Genomic DNA, 16,502 nt, shown 5'->3' on the forward strand with positions numbered 1-16,502 from the left:
CATTATAGGTGGGTGAGATTTATGATTGGTGACCGCGTAAAACAATATAGGCTTGAAAAGAAGATGTCACTATCTGAGCTTGCCGAACAAGCAGGAGTTGCAAAGTCTTATTTAAGTTCTTTGGAAAGAAATTTACAAAAAAATCCTTCCATTCAATTTCTAGAGAAAATTGCCAGTGTATTAAACATTCCCATTGAGCATTTAATTCATGAGCAAATAGATAAATCGGAACTAGATCATGACTGGATGAACTTAGTAAAAGATGCCATGAACTCTGGTGTCTCCAAAGATCAATTCCGTGAGTTTCTAGAGTTCACAAAATGGAGAAACAAAAATAACTAAAATGGAAAAAGCATCCCGCAACGCCTTGCAGGATGCTTTTCTATGTACTTAAGCCGGTTAGGTGTACTTATGTCGGTTAGGCCATTCCATTTTGAGATAAAAATTCCCTTATTTCCTCAATCGAGATTCCTATTTCTTTCGCTTCTAGGATGAGTGCTAGCCATTCTTTGTCAACTGTTTCCAAATCTCCAACCGTAACATTCATTGTATCCTCTCCCAAAATACATCTTTCGTATTCCAGGCAGCCCGGCCATCATAGTAACTACATACCTTAGACCCTCGGCTTTGCGTCCCAGTCTTTCGACAGGTTTGCCTTTTACTGGTTATTTCGAATATCTAAAGAATTATATTTTCAGATAGCTTTTATAGGTAATTATGCATGCGAATTTATGAATATGTTTATTATATCTAGCCCTTTCTTAGCAATTTGTTATATTTTGTCATATATTTCAAATTATCGTACCACAAATTATTCCAAATTTCTACAATAGAACTTCCAGTTTTATACATTTTAAATTTTGTCTATTTTGTGACATTTTGAATATAATATAACCATTATATAATGAATATTGCGAATATTAAAAAGGTGGGAAGTAATGAATATGACGGTTATTCACATTCTAAACTTTTCAATTCCAATTGCCTTTATCGTCTTTGCCGGGTTTGCACTGGATCGATTGTGCAAACCGGCTAAACAAGAAGAAAAAGCCGGTGAAGAGTAAACTTCACACAGCTTGTTTTATTTTAATTTATCTTGAATTTTTAACTGGTAATTTTTAAAAATCGTAGAATTTGTATGTCCCCTACGTTTCGACATTAATTGATTAAAGCGTAAAAGTTTTTCATTAAATTTCTTTTGCATTTCGGCTTTTTCAATATTGTCGTCGCACCTTTTCATTAAATCTTCAATGGTCATCATTTCTTGCCGCAAATGATTCTCTTCTTCGGTGAAACCGGCATTCTTCAATAATTTATAGGCCATGCGCAATTCTTCGGGAATGTAGGATAAATCCTCTAGTTCCAATGGTTTTCCATACCCAGGTAGGTTATCAAACTCACCATCCCGATAAGCCTTCTTGATGCGGTCTTCTGAGAGAATATGAAACAAATCCATGCGTTTCAGCCTCCTTTTCACCTTTTCCACATTGTTATTATACCAAATCAAGTCCAATAGGTATTAATCATAATTATCATTCATTTCGGGAATGCTACAGAGGAAGCAACGAAAGGAGTGTTGAATGTGGGACGCGGAGAGCATTTCGGCCACAAGAATAAAAACCATCCTGGTGAGTTTCCTCAAAATAGCATGGTAGAAAAGCATGTAAAAGAAGCCATTGGCGATGAGGAATTAATTGTCACTCAAGAAGCGTTTAAAAATAGACTGGCGGAAGATGAGGAGCGAGGCGATACTGCCCGCTATTTCGATCAAAAAGACTAAAAGGCGTGAGTTCTCATTCACGCCTTTCTTTCATTAATGCAGACCTTTTTCCATACTTAAACTTCTAATAAATTTCGATATATCTGTTGTTTTTAGCCATTCTGCCATTTTTTCAATATCCTTCGAAAACACACGGTCTTGTTTGATGGAAGGAACTTGATTCCGCCCCTCTTCATAGAATTTCTTTGTATGAGTAGCCATTTTCTCAACGCCACGGTACTCTGTTGCTTCCATTGCACAAATTAACTCTATGGCCAGCACCCTTCTGGCATTCTGGATGATTTGATAAGCGTGTCTTGAAGCGATTGTTCCCATGCTGACATGGTCTTCCTGGTTAGCGGATGATGGAATAGAATCAACACTTGCCGGATGTGCCAATGTCTTATTTTCCGAAACTAATGAGGCAGCTACATACTGCATGATCATCGCTCCCGATTGGAGGCCAGGCTGAGGGCTCAAGAACGGCGGCAAGTCATTCAATTGTGGATTAATTAAACGCTCAATTCTCCGCTCCGAAATATTAGCAAGTTCACTTACGGCAATTTTCATAAAATCCATTGCAAATGCTATAGGCTGTCCATGGAAATTACCTCCTGAGATCACTTTATCTCCGTCATCAAAAATTAATGGATTATCCGTGGCAGCGTTCATTTCAATTTCCAATTTTTCCTTTACATAATCAAGTGCCTGCCAAGATGCACCGTGAACCTGTGGAATACATCTTAAAGAATAAGCATCTTGAACTCTGATTTCTCCCTGCTGGGTTGTTAATAAACTGTCACTTAAGTATTGGCGGATTCTAGCCGCCGTCTCAATTTGCTGTTGGTAACCTCTGGCAACATGAATCTCTTCCGCAAAGGCATCGATAATTCCGTTTAACCCTTCAATCGTCATAGAAGCAATCAGTTCACTTTCATAGGCCAATTGTTCCGCTTCAAGATAGCCTACCACACCCATTGCTGTCATTGCTTGTGTACCATTGATAAGAGCCAACCCTTCCTTGGCTTCCAATGTAATCGGTGAAATTCCTTCTTGCTGCAATGCTGTCGAAGCGGTCATGCGTTGACCTTTGTAAAACACTTCTCCTTCACCAATCAGGACAAGAGCCAAATGGGATAAAGGTGCTAAATCACCGCTAGCTCCTAGAGAACCTTGCTGGGGAATAACAGGAATAATTTCTTTATTAACCAGTTCTATCAGCCTATCAATAACGATTGGCCGTATACCAGAGTAACCCTTTAAGAGAGCATTGGCTCGCAGGAGCACCATCGCCTTTGCGACTATTTCTGGGAAAGGCTCCCCCACACCGCAGGCATGAGAACGAATTAAATTGAGCTGAAGATCCTGAACATTTTCTTTTTCTATTAATACATCACTAAATTTTCCAAACCCAGTATTAATCCCGTATACAACCCGTTTTTCCGAAACAATTCTTTCAACGGCCTCCCTGCTTTTTTGGGCTGCCTGCATACTTTTTTCTGCTGCGGTTACTTTCTGCTTACGGTATAGTACCTCTTTCATTTGTTTCAATGTTAAATCGTTGCCTGTTAACGTAATCATTCTCCCACTCCTCTACCACTTTAATAGAATAAAGAAAGAGGCTAGATTCCAGATCATCTTAGATTTGGAGTCCAGCCTCTATTTTTAAAAAGTTATCATTTGTATTGGGATGCCTCATCGTTCATCCATCCTTTAGAAATTATTGGTTTGATAATTATTTTATGTGATGCTATACGATTCTGTCAATTTAATTTTCAGAATTTTACCACAATATCACTTTAGCAGAATAATATAATAAAGCAATTTGTTACATGGTCACCTTTATTATGAGTATATTAGAAAAGCCGAATTCCATATCTGGAAATCGGCTTCTATTTCTATTGGACATCTTTTAGTTCAGTCAAATTTTTTAAATACCAAGCATTCATAGCAGAATGGTCTGAACCAGGCAATGGCTCAGGTAAAAGTGTAAATCCATATTTTTCATATAATCTGCAGGCCGTTTGTAATTCATGTGTTGTTTCTAAGTAGCACGCATCATAGTATTTGGCAGCAAATGACAAAGCGGTTTCCATTAACTTCTTTCCAACCCCTAAGCCTTGAGCTTTTGGACTTACGTATAGCTTTTGTAATTCACAAACTTTATCTTGTTCGTTAAACGGTGCTATACCAATACCACCCACCACTTCTCCTTCTAGTTCTACTACCCAATAGTTCCCATGCTTGAAATGATGATAATATTGGTGTAGGTCGTTAAGTTGCGGGTCAAAATAAGCTGTTCCAGGAATGTCTAATCCATGAGATTTTAAGGAATCTTGGATAATTTCTTTTATCTTAAAGTTATCTTCCTTTTCTATATTTCGAATTATCATATACGAACCCCCTCAATGTGTGTGAGGCTTAAATATACCTACTTCAGATTCAACTTTTTTAAGGCATCTGCCAACGCTGTGTTGATCGGTTCTTCTTCCTTGGTTTGATTCTTCAAATACTTTTGCACTGTACGTTTATCCACTTTACCAGTAGATTCTTTTTTTCGACGCTCTTCAAATGTGGAGAGTTTTTCTCGATATCCGCATTTACAAGTGAAAATTTGACCTTCCCCTTCACCGCGAAGCTCCAGTTTTTTATGGCATTGTGGACAGCGGGCATTTGTGACTCGCGAGACATTTTTTCTATGTCCACATTCACGGTCTTGGCACACAAGCATTTTACCCTTTTTGCCATTTACTTCAAGCATCGGTTTTCCGCAGTCCGGACAATTTTTTGTAGATATATTATCGTGCTTATACTTTTTATTGCTGGATTTAATTTCAGCCACTATTTCTTTTGTATATTTTTTCATTTCGCTGATAAATACATCTTTTTTCAACTTGCCATGGGCAATTTGATCCAGCTTTTGTTCCCACTCAGCTGTTAGGACAGGGGACTTTAGCTCCTCAGGAACTAAATCTAACAACTGACGCCCTTTTGATGTAAGGTGAATGTCTTTTCCACGCTTTTCGATAAGGAATGAATTGAATAGTTTTTCAATAATATCCGCACGTGTTGCCACAGTCCCAAGACCGCCAGTTGATTTTAAAGTTTCTGCTAATTGTTTATTTTTTGTTTCCATATACTTAGTTGGATTTTCCATTGCCGAAAGCAATGTAGCCTCATTAAATCGTGCAGGAGGCTTGGTTTGGCCGGATGTTTGGGCGATTAGCTTCACGTTTAATGGATCTCCATTTTCAATCCGAGGTAAAATTTGTTCTTTTAAATCCTCGCTGTCCTCGTCCTCATCTAAGTGGTGATTGTATACTTCTTTCCATCCCATCGATAAAATCGTTTTTCCTCTAGCAACAAAGTTTTCGTCACCGATTTTCGCCCGAAGCGTTAATTGTTCATACTCAAATGCTGGAAGTAAGACTGCAAGGAATCGTTTCACAACTAAATCATAAATTTTTCGTTCTTTATCTGTAAAAGCTGAATAGTTTACATATCCTTCTGTTGGAATGATAGCATGGTGATCCGATACTTTACTATCATCTACAAAGGATTTAGATGTCTTAATTGGCTTTTGTAAAATTTTGTTAGTCAGTAAACGATATTCCCCTACTCCACATGCCCTCAATCGTTCGGGTAGGGTAGGAACAATATCAGATGAAATAAAGCGTGAATCTGTACGAGGATACGTTAATACCTTATGCTGCTCATACAGCTTTTGCATAATATTCAGCGTCTCCTTTGCCGAGTAACCGAATATTTTATTGGCATCACGCTGTAATTCTGTCAAATCGTAAAGTCCAGGGGAGAATGATTTTTTTGGCTTCCTTTCAATCTCCGTTACAACAGCATTTTTTGTACCTAATTTATTCACAATCGCATCCACAAACTCTTTATTAAAGCTGCGGCTATTTCCTCTTGCATCTTGCCAGGTAAGCTTCAATTTATCAGTTGTTTGTGCCTCAATGCCATAATAGGTTTGAGGTTTGAAATTTTTGATTTCCTCCTCACGTGCTGCAATGATGGCAACCGTTGGAGTTTGAACCCGGCCACAGTTGAGTTGGGCATTAAAACGAGTAGTTAACGCACGCGTTGCATTAAGACCGATATACCAATCAGCCTCAGAACGTGCAACAGCTGAAAAATAAAGATTTTCATACGCTTTACCCGGCTTCAATTGATTGAAACCATCTTTTATGGCCTTATCCGTAACAGAAGAAATCCAGAGACGTTTTAAAGGTTTATTGATCTTTGCTTTTGCAATGATCCAGCGGGCAACTAATTCACCTTCTCGACCGCTATCCGTTGCGATTATAACCTCTCCTACATCAGAACGAACTAATTGGCTTTTCACCGCATTAAACTGCTTGCCTGTTTGCTTAATCACGACAAGTTTTAACTCATTAGGTAGCATGGGTAAATCTTCTAAGTTCCATGATTTAAATTTATCATCATACACTTCAGGATCAGCAAGTGTAACTAAATGTCCAAGTGCCCAGGTAACAATATACTTATCTCCTTCTAAAAAACCATTTCCTTTTTTATGACAATTTAAAACCCTTGCAATATCACGTGCAACAGAAGGTTTTTCCGCTAATACAACGCTTTTCTTCACTTTATTTAAACACCCTTTCAAGTATACCTATCCTTAATATAGCATACTATTTCAGAAAAAAAGAAAACCCCGTTTTTTAAACCATTCCCCTAGCCTTTTTCCTTGAATTTTCTTCCATCGCAATAGTATGATGTAATAGCACTTTGTTGAAACGAGGATACAAAAAGATGAAAATAAGGGATTGGGATCGGAATTTAAAAGTACGGTTATTTGGGGAAGCATTAATGAATATTTCCTTTTGGATGTTCTTCCCTTTTCTGGCGATTTACTTTGCTGATGAATTTGGAAAAGACAAGGCAGGGTTATTACTTGTTTTTTCACAAATTTTTTCTGTTATAGCGAACTTAATGGGGGGGTATTGCGCCGACAAGTTTGGGCGCAAACGAATGATGGTCCTTTCTGCTATTGGGCAGGGACTTTCGTTTTTGGCATTTGCCGCTGCCAGTTCTCCTTGGCTTGATTCTCCGTGGATTGGGTTTCTTTCTTTTTCCATTGCAGGGATCTTTGGTTCCTTATACTGGCCTGCAAGCCAGGCAATGGTAGCAGATGTAGTCAAAGAAAAAGATCGAAGCCATGTGTTTGCCATTTTTTATACTTCTATTAATATTGCTGTCGTAATTGGTCCAATTATTGGGGCTATTTTTTATGCAAAACATCGATTTGAGTTACTCCTTATTACAGGCATGATCGGCATTCTGCTTGGCTTGCTTCTGGCTAAATGGACTTCGGAAACAGCATCATTAAAGACATCTGCAGATGATTCAGTTGATGGCAAATGGTATTATTTTTTATTGAATCAGTTGAAAGATTATTCCTTGATTGCCAAGGATAAGACCTTTCTGTTGTTTATTGTAGCTGGTGTATTGGCTGGACAGACCTTTATGCAACTGGATTTGCTGATTCCGGTTTACATGAAGGATTTGGTGAAGGATCAGACGATGTTTTCATTTGGAAATTGGAGTTTTCGAGTTGGCGGGGAACAGGCCTTTGGCATTGTCCTTGCTGAAAATGGCTTTCTAGTTGCCCTATTAACGGTTTCTGTAACCCGTTGGATGAATCGCTGGAATGAAAGAAATGTATTTATTATTTCTTCCATTGTTTATGCTGTTGCTATCATTCTATTTAGTCAAACGGTGTGGATTTGGGGGATTATTTTGGCCATGGCGGTATTTACATTTGCTGAATTAATGGGGGCAGGGATTCAACAAAATTTCGTCTCCAAAATTGCCCCTGAGCATATGCGCGGCCAGTATTTTGCAGCCGCCAGTTTGCGATTCACCATTAGTCGGACTATCGCCCCTCTGACTATACCGATGACCGTTTGGATCGGTTATAACTGGACTTTTATCGTTCTATTTCTACTAGCTCTGCTAAGTGCAGCGATATATTGGTTAATGTTTGCCACGTATGAAAAGCAAGCCATTCACAAGGAATCCTAAGGGGGTTCCTTTTTTGTTCAAAAAACTGCCAATTAATTGTACTAATTTGTTCACATTTACTCCTTTTAGTATTATAATTAAGGTGTAAACGTTTAAATATACGAAGGCGGTGGGTTCGATGGATCAATTCATGGCTCCAACTTCAATCTCAGGAATGATTACTTTTCTAGCACTATTTTCCGCAGGGGTTTATTTTAATATAAAAGTATACGGAAGTAAGCTTAAGTAGAGTTGAAATTTGACTCTATTTTTTTTGTGGAGTTTTGCGTGTCTTGATAGGTTGCAATTGGCCAAGGGTGGGGAGTTACCGACGGGTTTTGGCCGATCTATTTACCATTGTAGCTTTTTACCAGCATGGTATCCACGCGTTTGGGTGATTTATCAACAGCTTTTGGCCGGCTATCGACGAGCTTGTGGATTTTATCGACGGGTTTTGACCGCTTATCTACAACTGTTGCTTTTTTCAACATGGTATCCACGCGTTTGGGTGATTTATCAACGGCTTTTGGCCGACTATCGACGAGTTTGTGGATTCTATCGACGGGTTTAAGGATTTTATCAACATATTTGTGGACTTTATCTACATTTTTTACCGTTTATCAACAACTTGTACTTCCTCTAGCTTGGTATCCACGATTTTTAACCAGAAAGCAAAAAAGGCCGTGCTGAGACTCTCCCCCAGCGCGACCACTTTTCCCTATTAAAACGCCCAATTCCCACCACGGAAAACTGGTTCTCTTTTTCCATCAGCGGTGATGCCGTCGATATCCATTTCAGCAGAGCCGATCATGAAATCAACGTGTGTAATACTTTCATTTAAGCCGTTTTCCTTCAATTCCTCAGGTGACATGTTCTTGCCGCCCTCGATACAGAAGGCATAGGCGCTGCCGATTGCCAAGTGATTCGATGCATTTTCATCAAATAAGGTGTTAAAGAACAGAATATTGGATTGCGAAATCGGAGACTCATATGGAACAAGGGCGACTTCACCAAGATAGTGGGAGCCTTCGTCCGTCTCAACTAAATGCTTCAGAACCTCTTCTCCCTCTTTTGCCTTCACCTCGACGATTCGGCCATTTTCAAAGGTAATGGAGAATTGATCGATAATGTTGCCGCCGTAGCTAAGTGGTTTTGTGCTGGCAACTGTTCCATTTACGCCATCTTTGAAAGGTACTGTGAATACCTCTTCTGTAGGCATGTTAGCCATGAATTCAATGTCTTTTTCATTGATGCTGCCTGCTCCGCACCAGAGATGATTTTTCGGAAGCTCAATCGTCAAGTCTGTTCCGGGTGCCGTGTAATGCAGTTTGGCATAGCGCTTTTCATTTAAATACTTGACCTTTTCATGAAGGGTTTCATCATGCTTTTTCCATGCCTCTACCGGATTTTCGGTATCGACCCGAACCGCTTTAAAAATCGCATCCCACAGTGTTGCTACCTGATTATCGGCTGGTACATCTGGGAATACTTTTGCTGCCCAGGCAGGTGAAGCAGCAGCCACTACTGTCCAACTAACCTTATCAGATTGAACAGCTTGACGGTATTTTACCAGTGCCTTACCCGCTACTTTTTGGAAATTTGCAATCCGTTCCGAGGCCACTCCTTTTAACAAATCAGGACTGGATGAGACAACCGCCATAAAGGCAGCTCCCTTATCGACAAGTTCTTCACGCTCTTTGGCACGATATTCCGGGAACTCATTGAAAACTTCGTCTGGTGCTAAATCATATTTGGTTCTGGACACAACATCATCATCCCAGTTCACGATGACATTGTAAGCACCGGCCTCGTAGGCCTTCTTCACAACTAGTCGGACAAACTCTGCAGCATCAAGCTGTGCGTAAATTGCTAAAACTTGGCCTTTTTGAATGTTTACTCCCACTTTTACGGCAAGTTCAGCATATTTTTCAAGTCTAATTTGAAAATCGCTCATATGTATATCTCCTCTACTGAATATTCTCTCTTATTGTAGCGTTTTTATATGGAAAAATAAACCTTTGTTCCTCCCTCATAGTTGAAATGGAGGCAATATAAAGGGTACAATTTGATAATACCAACTATGGGGGGATTCTATTTGTGGAATGAATTTAAACAATTTGCGATGAAGGGCAATGTCTTGGATCTCGCTGTTGGGGTTGTAATAGGCGGAGCATTTGGAAATATTGTCTCCTCGCTTGTCAAGAACGTGTTGATGCCGGTTATTGGCTTCCTTACGGGAGGCAGCAATTTTGCCAAGCTTTCGTTCAAGTTTAGAGATGTTGAATTACAATATGGGTTGTTTATCCAATCTGTTATTGACTTTTTCATCATTGCCTTTTCCATTTTCCTGTTTATCAAATTCATTAATCGCTTTAAAAAGAAAGAGGAACCAGCTAAGGAAGAGCTAGCCAAAATGGATCGACAGGAAGAGCTGCTAACTGAAATTCGTGACTTATTAAAAGAACAGAAAGATTTTTTTAGAAAAAATGAAACATCTTGACCACTCGTTCGTATGTTTAAAGTAACAAATTATTTGAGGTGAAGAAGAATTGTATACACAAACATCTGTTGAAACAATGCCATCCGTGATTCGTACATTTGCCTTGTCACTGGCGATTGCCTTTATTGGAACGATGGCTGGATCCTTTATCCCGCCGGCGTTATTCTTACCATTAGCTATCTTGGAATTTGTGATGATTCTTGCGGCGGTGTTTTTCCGTCGTAAAAAAGCCATCTCCTTTTCATTTTTGTATATTTTTACGTTTATTTCGGGGATTACCCTATATCCGATTGTCGCTTATTATTTAGCTACTTCTGGTGCAAATGTTGTGTTAATGGCCTTCGGAACCACAACGGTGGTGTTTACTGGAATTGCCGTTTATGCAGCTAAATCAAAACGGAACTTCTCTTTCATGGGTGGTTTCCTGTTGGCAGCCTTGCTTGCTTTAGTGGCCATCGGACTTTTCCAACTGTTCATTCCGCTTTCTACAACAGGCATGCTGGCTTATTCCTTCATCGGAGTATTAGTATTTAGCGGTTACGTCCTATTTGATATCAGTCGGATGAAGCACCATGGTGTCAGACCGGAAGATGTTCCACTTGCCGCTTTAAGCTTATACTTAGACTTCATTAACCTGTTTGTCAGCATTCTACGTATCTTTGGCATATTAAATAGCAGAGACTAATAAAAAAGGAGCTGGGATCAAATTCCCCAGCTCCTTTTTTAACGTTCCGACGATTTTGGCAACAGACTCCTCATGAACAATGAAACATTAATCTTTTTACAAACGGTCGTATAATGCATTAAAAACAGCAAGACTGACTCTGTATTCATACCAATAATAATTCCATCCATCCGCCATTCCGACATCGATCCCAGCCATAGGATCAAGGCGAAGGAAATGACATTTGACCAAATAATATGGAGGAAGGCTTCTTTTATCATGTTAAAACCAATCATAAAGGCTTGCAAAGGCATGATAAAGTAATGGAACAAGAAAAATGGCCAGAGCATTTGTAAATACACCGCTGAAGTGTCTGATTTAAAAAAGAGTGATGTCAGTTGTGGAGCAAATAAATAGAAAATTACGACCGCAACGATACCATATACAAGGGTTAGCTTCATGGCTTGCTGGAGCATTATTCTTAAGGTTGGGTAATCCTTTTCGGAATAATGTTTTGACACCGCGGGGATTAACACAATCAGTAAGGAATGTGCGATGAATGCTGGAAAAAAGCCAATTGAAACGGCCACACCCATCAGCATGCCATACTGCTCAGTGGCCGCTTTTTCCGTAATTCCGGAATAGACCAGGGCAGCCTTGATGACAAACGGCTGTATCGCATTGGTAAAGGCTGAAAATAGGCGCATCCCCGTTGTCGGAATGGACACGGCCATTAAGTTTTTCCGGACCATTTTTCGATTAAGGTTGGAAAATGGCTGGCGCTTTAATTGTTGAAATTGAATCATAAACATCAGGACTAAATAAAGAAAGACAACTATTTCGCTGCCAATTAAGGTGCAGATCGCCACTAATAACGATGATTCGGCATTAAATTCAAAGAACCGGAACAGAGCAAACAAAACACCCAGCTGTACCATTTTCCTGAGAAAATTGGAGACGGCGATTTTTCCCATCTGCTGGTTCCCCATAAAATAGCCCCGTGCTACTGAAGTAAAGGAGATGACCGGTATTAAGATCAGTAACAGCCAGCGTATATATGGATGATACGTATTAAAGACAGGAATATACGGGATGATTAAAACTCCTAATAAAAATAGAATACTGGTGAAGATGATCGTCAGAGTAATCGCATGGTACAGGATATTCCGATGATACCGTTCCTCTTTCTCTGCAATAAATTTTGAAATCGACACAGGCAGTTCAAAACTGGCCAACAGTACAATTAAAAAGATCGTCGGTAAAATTGACATATATAGCCCTAACCCATGAGAGCCTAATTCCTTCGCTAATATCATATTGACCAGGACTTCAATTCCTTCTCCCAAAAAAGCCGTAGCCGCCAAAAAGAAAATACTTCGATAGTAAACTGCCATTTCTAAGTCTCCTTTTACATCATCTCACCTTATAAACCTATGAGACAAGACCCGTGAATAGTAGTTTGATTTCATTTTGACATGAAAAAAAGGGCTCTGCGCCCTTTTTTAAATATGAGATGCAACCGTTCGTTTTCGGATGATCCATGTCATGAGGATAATAACCCCAAGTAAACCTATCTGTGTTAAAGTTGTTTCCCATGTTGGATAGAATCCAATCCAATCGATGAATGGGAGCTGTTCTGCTGAACTCGTTGAAAGCATATTCGATACCTGTAAAGCATGAATACTGATTCCAAGAATTTTAAAGGCCAAAAAGTAGATTAATATCGTTGCCACTCGGAAGAAGAGCCTGATTGGAATCTTTACACTATAAAAAATCAGCATGAAACCAACAACTGCTAAAATCACCAGTGCCAACACAACGCCTAGTATAAGCTGTTGCATGCTGATATACGGGGTAATGCCTGTGTAAAAAATGATCGTTTCTGCCCCTTCACGGAAAACAGACAGGAAGCTGATAAAGGCAAAGGAAAAGAGACTCCCTTTGGCAATGGCCTGCTGCATCTGTGTATTAATGAACTTGTTCCAATTCCCAATACTAGATTTGTTATGGAGCCAGGCACCGACAGTTAACATCATAAACACAGCCACAACACCGGTAATTCCCTCGATCAATTCTCGGCTGGCTCCGGCAACTAGTTTGGAGAAGACGATATTGATTATGATGGCCAAAATGGCACTTGCCATCACACCCGCAACAACCCCGGCCCAAATCCATTTTTGCTTCTCAGTCTGACCGATTTTCTTTAAAAAGGCTAATAGTGTAACAACGATTAGCAATCCTTCTAAACCTTCCCTTAATAAAATTAAGGCTGCATCCCAGAAGGAATAATCTGTTTTACTTGTTAAAGGCTCTAAACGTGAGCTCAAATCTTTTACGATTGACGCCGCATTTTCGGAATTCACTTTTCCCGAGTTTAAAATACTTATAGCTGTTGGAATTTCTGTTTCGAGATCACTGTAAAGTTTGGTGTCCCTTGTGGAGACGTCCCCTTCAACCATTGGCCAGATTGTAAGAATTTCGTTTAATTGGTGGCTGGCACTTTGATAGTCTTTTTGAGTAATGGCTTTTTCCGCTTTTTGTAAAAGTGTCATTAAATCGGAAATCTGATAATCCTTTTGTTCCTGTTTGGAACTCTTACCCGCCAAAAAGTTATCGACTTCGGCCTTTAACAACTCTACATTTGTTTTTGCTTTCTTAAGGTCAGCAGGCTCCTGAGTAATCGCAATGCGAATTAAAGCCATGTACTTTTCAATATTACCGTAGGCTGCAATACTTGTATCATGCACGACTTTTTCCGATGCACTCCATTGATTCAATAAAGCCTGGTATTGCAATTTGATTTTTGCCTGATCACCAGCATCAATCACCGCATTTAATTTTTCAATCAAAGGCTGTATCTGCTTTACTTTGTCTTTATTTTTATCAGCCGGATTTTGTTCTTCATCATACTGTACAACGGATGAGGATAAGGCTGAAAGACTGTTGGAGAGTTTCATTTGATCTGCCTTCTCTTTAGCTAGTAAACTTTGAATCTCTTTCAGCTGTTGCTCGACTTTTTTCGCTTGTTTACTGTCAACTTTCTTTATGACTGCCCACTCTGTGGCGAATTGCTCGATATTTTTCGAAATTGCAGCCTGGTCGCCTGCCTTCGCTTTCATCAAGCTGTCACCAATCAGGACAAACAGTTCGTCATGATTCTCCGCAGCCGCTGCAGGCCGTACCCCCAGCAAGAATACGAATACCATAAATAGGATTAGAAGAATTTTTGATTGTTTTTGCATTTCTTTCTCCCCTTTGATCAAAGGAAAATCATGATTGAAAAATTGCTTCTCCAATATAACTTCCCTGCTTCACTCCAGGGAAACAGGCAAAAATGGCACTGCCCCGGTGTGACGTATACTCATTCAATTTATCGAGTTTTGAAAGCCGCGTTTGGATCGGAATGAATTGTTTGCTCGGTTTCCTCTGAAAACATAAGAAAAGCAGACCCGCGTCGAAGCTGCCTGTTTTGGGATCCATCCCGTTGGAATAAGAATAAGCACGGCGAAGAATTTGCTGGGTCCCGTCTCCATGAGACAGGCGCATATGTGAGTCTTTTGGGATATAATCCTGCCCATTCTCGGTTTTATGATTAAAATCAGGTCGATCTAACTCATTTTTTTGCCCGAGCGGTGCCCCACTGATTCGATAGCGTCCAAAGGTGGCTTCCTGCTCCTTTAAATTGGTACGATCCCAGACCTCGATAAACATTTCAATTTTTCGAACGACCAGATAACTTCCGCCAGTAAGCCAGTCAGGACCGTCACCTGACTGAACCCAAACCTGTTTATTCATGACCTTTTCATCGGTTACGTCCGGATTCACCGTTCCATCCTTGAAGCCAAATAAATTCCTAGGTGTCCCTTCTTTTGGATCAGCCTGTTTTGTTCGCTGGAACCCGGGTTGAGCCCATCGCAAAATTGCTTTGCCTCTGGCGATTCGAATTAAATTACGAACCGCATGAAAAGCCACCTGTGGATCATCTGCACAAGCCTGGATACACAAATCTCCCCCAGACCATTGATCTTCTAAAGCATCGAGCGGGAATGTCGGCAACTCTACTAATTCTGCTGGTTGCTTATGCTTTATGCCAAAACGGTCCTGACCGTCTTTCACGAAAAGAGTCGGCCCTGCACCAAAAGTAACCGTTAAATTTGATGCTGATAACCCCGCCGCTTCACCTGTATCTTTTGGTGGAAGAAATTCATTGCTGGTAAGCTCGCCAACCGGTTTTCCTTGTGTCATCAAAGCAGCGGCCTCTGTCCAATCTTTAAGTAGCTTGATTAATTCACTTTTTTGTGTGGCTGTAACATCTAATGAAGCAAAATAAACATGGTTTTGTGTTTTTGTCGTAATTCCACTTTGGTGCTTTCCATAAAAGGGTTGGATTTCTTTGACGGTAGGATTAGATGCCTTGCCTTCCGTAATGGAAATCAGACCTCCTAGACCGGAGGCACCTATTAGGACCCCGACACCACCTACACCGGCCGTTTTCAGAATATCTCGTCTGGAAATTTTACTTGTTGTTAGTCCTTCTAAGTCAGTAGAATTCTTTGTCAATTAAGACGCCTCCGTAACAATACCTATTTGTGACAATGGCTCGGCAAGGGCATCAATTGCCTGACTTAGTTCCTTCACCTCATCAGATGTTAAATCCGTATATAATTTATAGCCTTCACCATTTTTATGCTTGTTTAATAGACTGTATACTTCATCAAATCGGGTGCGGATTTCTTTTGAAAGAGCCGGATCTTTTTTCTCTAACGTTGGATTCAATAGTTCATAAATCTTTTCTGCCCCTTCAACGTTTGCAGCAAAATCAAATAAATCAGTATGTGAATAACGGTCCTCTTCCCCGGTTACTTTCGATGTGGATACTTCGTTCAACAGGTCAACAGCTCCAGTAATCAATAGATCTGGTGTAACCTTTACTGTATCAACCTTTGCTCTTAACAGATTGACATCCTTCATGAGCTGGTCCGCGTATTGCTCATAACCCTTTGTGGTGTTCTCCACCCATAGACCTTTTTCAATACGGTGGTAACCGCCCCATTCCGCTTCGTCCACATCCCCTTCACGTGCATCGATTTTCGGATCAAGCTCACCGAACACCTCGGCAATTGGCTCGGCACGTTCATAATGCATACGCGATGGTCCATACAGCTCTTTCGCCTTGTTTATATCGCCATTTTTCACAGCTGTTGTAAAAGCTTCAGTGGAAGTGACAAACTCTTCAATTTCACTTAGAGCATATTGACGATATTCGTCTGTTACTCCAGTTAACTCTACAGTTCCCTTTTTCTTTGGTGCTTTTTCAGTAGTAGTCTTTTCTGTATTCCCGCAACCTAATAATAGACTGCTTGAAAGTAATAAAATCCCCGATACCTTAATCATAGATCTATTCATTGAAAAATCCTCCGTACAATCAGTAATGATAATCATTTTCATTTTAACAGTAACTGAGAAGAGTTTTCAATTGTTTTTTACTATTAAGATAGTATTTTTGTTTTTAAAAATGGATGTGTTAAAGAACAGTGTTG

At 40.0% G+C, this 16,502-nt stretch carries 17 protein-coding genes and 1 riboswitch; of the genes, 6 read left to right on the plus strand and 11 right to left on the minus strand.

Features of this window, described 5'->3' with window-relative positions; translation table 11 throughout:
* Nucleotides 1-21 precede the first annotated feature (21 nt).
* Nucleotides 22-342 (plus strand): helix-turn-helix domain-containing protein, encoded by a 321-nt coding sequence (locus V7083_RS22360; RefSeq protein ID WP_335482266.1) that lies wholly within the window; start codon nucleotides 22-24, stop codon nucleotides 340-342.
* Nucleotides 343-418: 76 nt separating this feature from the next.
* Here V7083_RS22360 and V7083_RS22365 read toward each other — a convergent pair whose 3' ends face one another.
* Nucleotides 419-547, minus strand: a complete 129-nt coding sequence (locus V7083_RS22365; protein WP_335482234.1) for an anti-repressor SinI family protein — start codon at nucleotides 545-547, stop codon at nucleotides 419-421.
* A 32-nt stretch (nucleotides 548-579) separates the two neighbouring features.
* Nucleotides 580-666: riboswitch (cyclic di-GMP riboswitch) on the minus strand.
* 272 nt (nucleotides 667-938) lie between these two features.
* Between V7083_RS22365 and V7083_RS22370 the strand changes: the two genes are divergently transcribed.
* Nucleotides 939-1,064, plus strand: a complete 126-nt coding sequence (locus tag V7083_RS22370; RefSeq protein ID WP_335482235.1) for a hypothetical protein — start codon at nucleotides 939-941, stop codon at nucleotides 1,062-1,064.
* A 17-nt stretch (nucleotides 1,065-1,081) separates the two neighbouring features.
* On the opposite strand, the gene V7083_RS22375 is transcribed toward V7083_RS22370, so the two are convergent.
* Nucleotides 1,082-1,456 carry a DUF1992 domain-containing protein gene (locus V7083_RS22375; RefSeq protein WP_335482236.1) on the minus strand — a complete coding sequence of 125 codons (375 nt, stop codon included), beginning with the start codon at nucleotides 1,454-1,456 and terminating at the stop codon, nucleotides 1,082-1,084.
* A 126-nt stretch (nucleotides 1,457-1,582) separates the two neighbouring features.
* On the opposite strand from V7083_RS22375, the gene V7083_RS22380 reads away from it, so the two are divergent.
* A complete protein-coding gene (locus tag V7083_RS22380) occupies nucleotides 1,583-1,780 on the plus strand; it encodes a hypothetical protein (RefSeq protein WP_335482237.1) in 198 nt (65 codons plus the stop codon).
* 33 nt (nucleotides 1,781-1,813) lie between these two features.
* Here the strand turns inward: V7083_RS22380 and hutH are convergent, their stop codons facing one another.
* From hutH to V7083_RS22395, 3 genes are all read right to left on the minus strand, one after another.
* Nucleotides 1,814-3,340: a histidine ammonia-lyase gene (hutH, locus tag V7083_RS22385; protein WP_335482238.1), complete on the minus strand. Its 1,527-nt coding sequence runs from the start codon at nucleotides 3,338-3,340 to the stop codon at nucleotides 1,814-1,816.
* 317 nt (nucleotides 3,341-3,657) lie between these two features.
* On the minus strand, nucleotides 3,658-4,152 hold the full coding sequence (locus V7083_RS22390) for a GNAT family N-acetyltransferase (RefSeq protein ID WP_335482240.1): 495 nt from the start codon (nucleotides 4,150-4,152) through the stop codon (nucleotides 3,658-3,660).
* Between the two features lie 38 nt (nucleotides 4,153-4,190).
* Complete coding sequence (locus V7083_RS22395) at nucleotides 4,191-6,380, minus strand: DNA topoisomerase III (protein WP_335482241.1); 2,190 nt, start codon at nucleotides 6,378-6,380, stop codon at nucleotides 4,191-4,193.
* A gap of 167 nt (nucleotides 6,381-6,547) precedes the next feature.
* On the opposite strand from V7083_RS22395, the gene V7083_RS22400 reads away from it, so the two are divergent.
* On the plus strand, nucleotides 6,548-7,819 hold the full coding sequence (locus tag V7083_RS22400; protein ID WP_335482243.1) for an MDR family MFS transporter: 1,272 nt from the start codon (nucleotides 6,548-6,550) through the stop codon (nucleotides 7,817-7,819).
* Nucleotides 7,820-8,145: 326 nt separating this feature from the next.
* On the opposite strand, the gene V7083_RS22405 is transcribed toward V7083_RS22400, so the two are convergent.
* Nucleotides 8,146-8,286: a hypothetical protein gene (locus V7083_RS22405; RefSeq protein ID WP_335482245.1), complete on the minus strand. Its 141-nt coding sequence runs from the start codon at nucleotides 8,284-8,286 to the stop codon at nucleotides 8,146-8,148.
* 233 nt (nucleotides 8,287-8,519) lie between these two features.
* Nucleotides 8,520-9,752, minus strand: a complete 1,233-nt coding sequence (locus tag V7083_RS22410) for an aminopeptidase (RefSeq protein WP_335482247.1) — start codon at nucleotides 9,750-9,752, stop codon at nucleotides 8,520-8,522.
* Between the two features lie 141 nt (nucleotides 9,753-9,893).
* Between V7083_RS22410 and mscL the strand changes: the two genes are divergently transcribed.
* Nucleotides 9,894-10,298, plus strand: coding sequence for a large conductance mechanosensitive channel protein MscL (gene mscL / locus V7083_RS22415; protein ID WP_335482249.1), 405 nt, complete (start codon nucleotides 9,894-9,896; stop codon nucleotides 10,296-10,298).
* Nucleotides 10,299-10,374: 76 nt separating this feature from the next.
* Nucleotides 10,375-10,983 carry a Bax inhibitor-1/YccA family protein gene (locus V7083_RS22420; RefSeq protein ID WP_335482267.1) on the plus strand — a complete coding sequence of 203 codons (609 nt, stop codon included), beginning with the start codon at nucleotides 10,375-10,377 and terminating at the stop codon, nucleotides 10,981-10,983.
* A 38-nt stretch (nucleotides 10,984-11,021) separates the two neighbouring features.
* Here V7083_RS22420 and V7083_RS22425 read toward each other — a convergent pair whose 3' ends face one another.
* The 4 genes from V7083_RS22425 to efeO all read right to left on the minus strand — a co-directional run bounded on the left by V7083_RS22425 (nucleotide 11,022) and on the right by efeO (nucleotide 16,368).
* On the minus strand, nucleotides 11,022-12,356 hold the full coding sequence (locus V7083_RS22425; protein ID WP_335482251.1) for a polysaccharide biosynthesis protein: 1,335 nt from the start codon (nucleotides 12,354-12,356) through the stop codon (nucleotides 11,022-11,024).
* Between the two features lie 108 nt (nucleotides 12,357-12,464).
* The gene (locus tag V7083_RS22430; RefSeq protein WP_335482253.1) at nucleotides 12,465-14,204 is read right to left on the minus strand and encodes an FTR1 family protein; all 1,740 of its coding nucleotides are present in this window, start codon (nucleotides 14,202-14,204) and stop codon (nucleotides 12,465-12,467) included.
* Nucleotides 14,205-14,232: 28 nt separating this feature from the next.
* Nucleotides 14,233-15,522 (minus strand): iron uptake transporter deferrochelatase/peroxidase subunit, encoded by a 1,290-nt coding sequence (efeB, locus tag V7083_RS22435; RefSeq protein ID WP_335482255.1) that lies wholly within the window; start codon nucleotides 15,520-15,522, stop codon nucleotides 14,233-14,235.
* The gene (gene efeO / locus V7083_RS22440) at nucleotides 15,523-16,368 is read right to left on the minus strand and encodes an iron uptake system protein EfeO (RefSeq protein ID WP_335482258.1); all 846 of its coding nucleotides are present in this window, start codon (nucleotides 16,366-16,368) and stop codon (nucleotides 15,523-15,525) included.
* Nucleotides 16,369-16,502: the final 134 nt, after the last annotated feature.

The organism is Bacillus sp. JJ1764 (assembly GCF_036962145.1).
In the GTDB taxonomy this organism is placed as follows: Bacteria; Bacillota; Bacilli; order Bacillales; family Cytobacillaceae; genus Neobacillus.

Excerpts from the sequence above, each read along its gene's own strand:
- V7083_RS22390 (WP_335482240.1), bottom strand. The coding sequence starts at position 4,152 with ATGATAATTCGAAATATAGAAAAGGAAGATAACTTTAAGATAAAAGAA.
- hutH (WP_335482238.1), bottom strand. The coding sequence starts at position 3,340 with ATGATTACGTTAACAGGCAACGATTTAACATTGAAACAAATGAAAGAG.
- V7083_RS22430 (WP_335482253.1), bottom strand. The coding sequence starts at position 14,204 with ATGCAAAAACAATCAAAAATTCTTCTAATCCTATTTATGGTATTCGTA.
- V7083_RS22370 (WP_335482235.1), top strand. The coding sequence starts at position 939 with ATGAATATGACGGTTATTCACATTCTAAACTTTTCAATTCCAATTGCC.
- V7083_RS22425 (WP_335482251.1), bottom strand. The coding sequence starts at position 12,356 with ATGGCAGTTTACTATCGAAGTATTTTCTTTTTGGCGGCTACGGCTTTT.
- V7083_RS22400 (WP_335482243.1), top strand. The coding sequence starts at position 6,548 with ATGAAAATAAGGGATTGGGATCGGAATTTAAAAGTACGGTTATTTGGG.
- V7083_RS22420 (WP_335482267.1), top strand. The coding sequence starts at position 10,375 with ATGCCATCCGTGATTCGTACATTTGCCTTGTCACTGGCGATTGCCTTT.
- V7083_RS22360 (WP_335482266.1), top strand. The coding sequence starts at position 22 with ATGATTGGTGACCGCGTAAAACAATATAGGCTTGAAAAGAAGATGTCA.
- V7083_RS22375 (WP_335482236.1), bottom strand. The coding sequence starts at position 1,456 with ATGGATTTGTTTCATATTCTCTCAGAAGACCGCATCAAGAAGGCTTAT.
- V7083_RS22365 (WP_335482234.1), bottom strand. The coding sequence starts at position 547 with ATGAATGTTACGGTTGGAGATTTGGAAACAGTTGACAAAGAATGGCTA.
- V7083_RS22410 (WP_335482247.1), bottom strand. The coding sequence starts at position 9,752 with ATGAGCGATTTTCAAATTAGACTTGAAAAATATGCTGAACTTGCCGTA.
- efeO (WP_335482258.1), bottom strand. The coding sequence starts at position 16,368 with ATGAATAGATCTATGATTAAGGTATCGGGGATTTTATTACTTTCAAGC.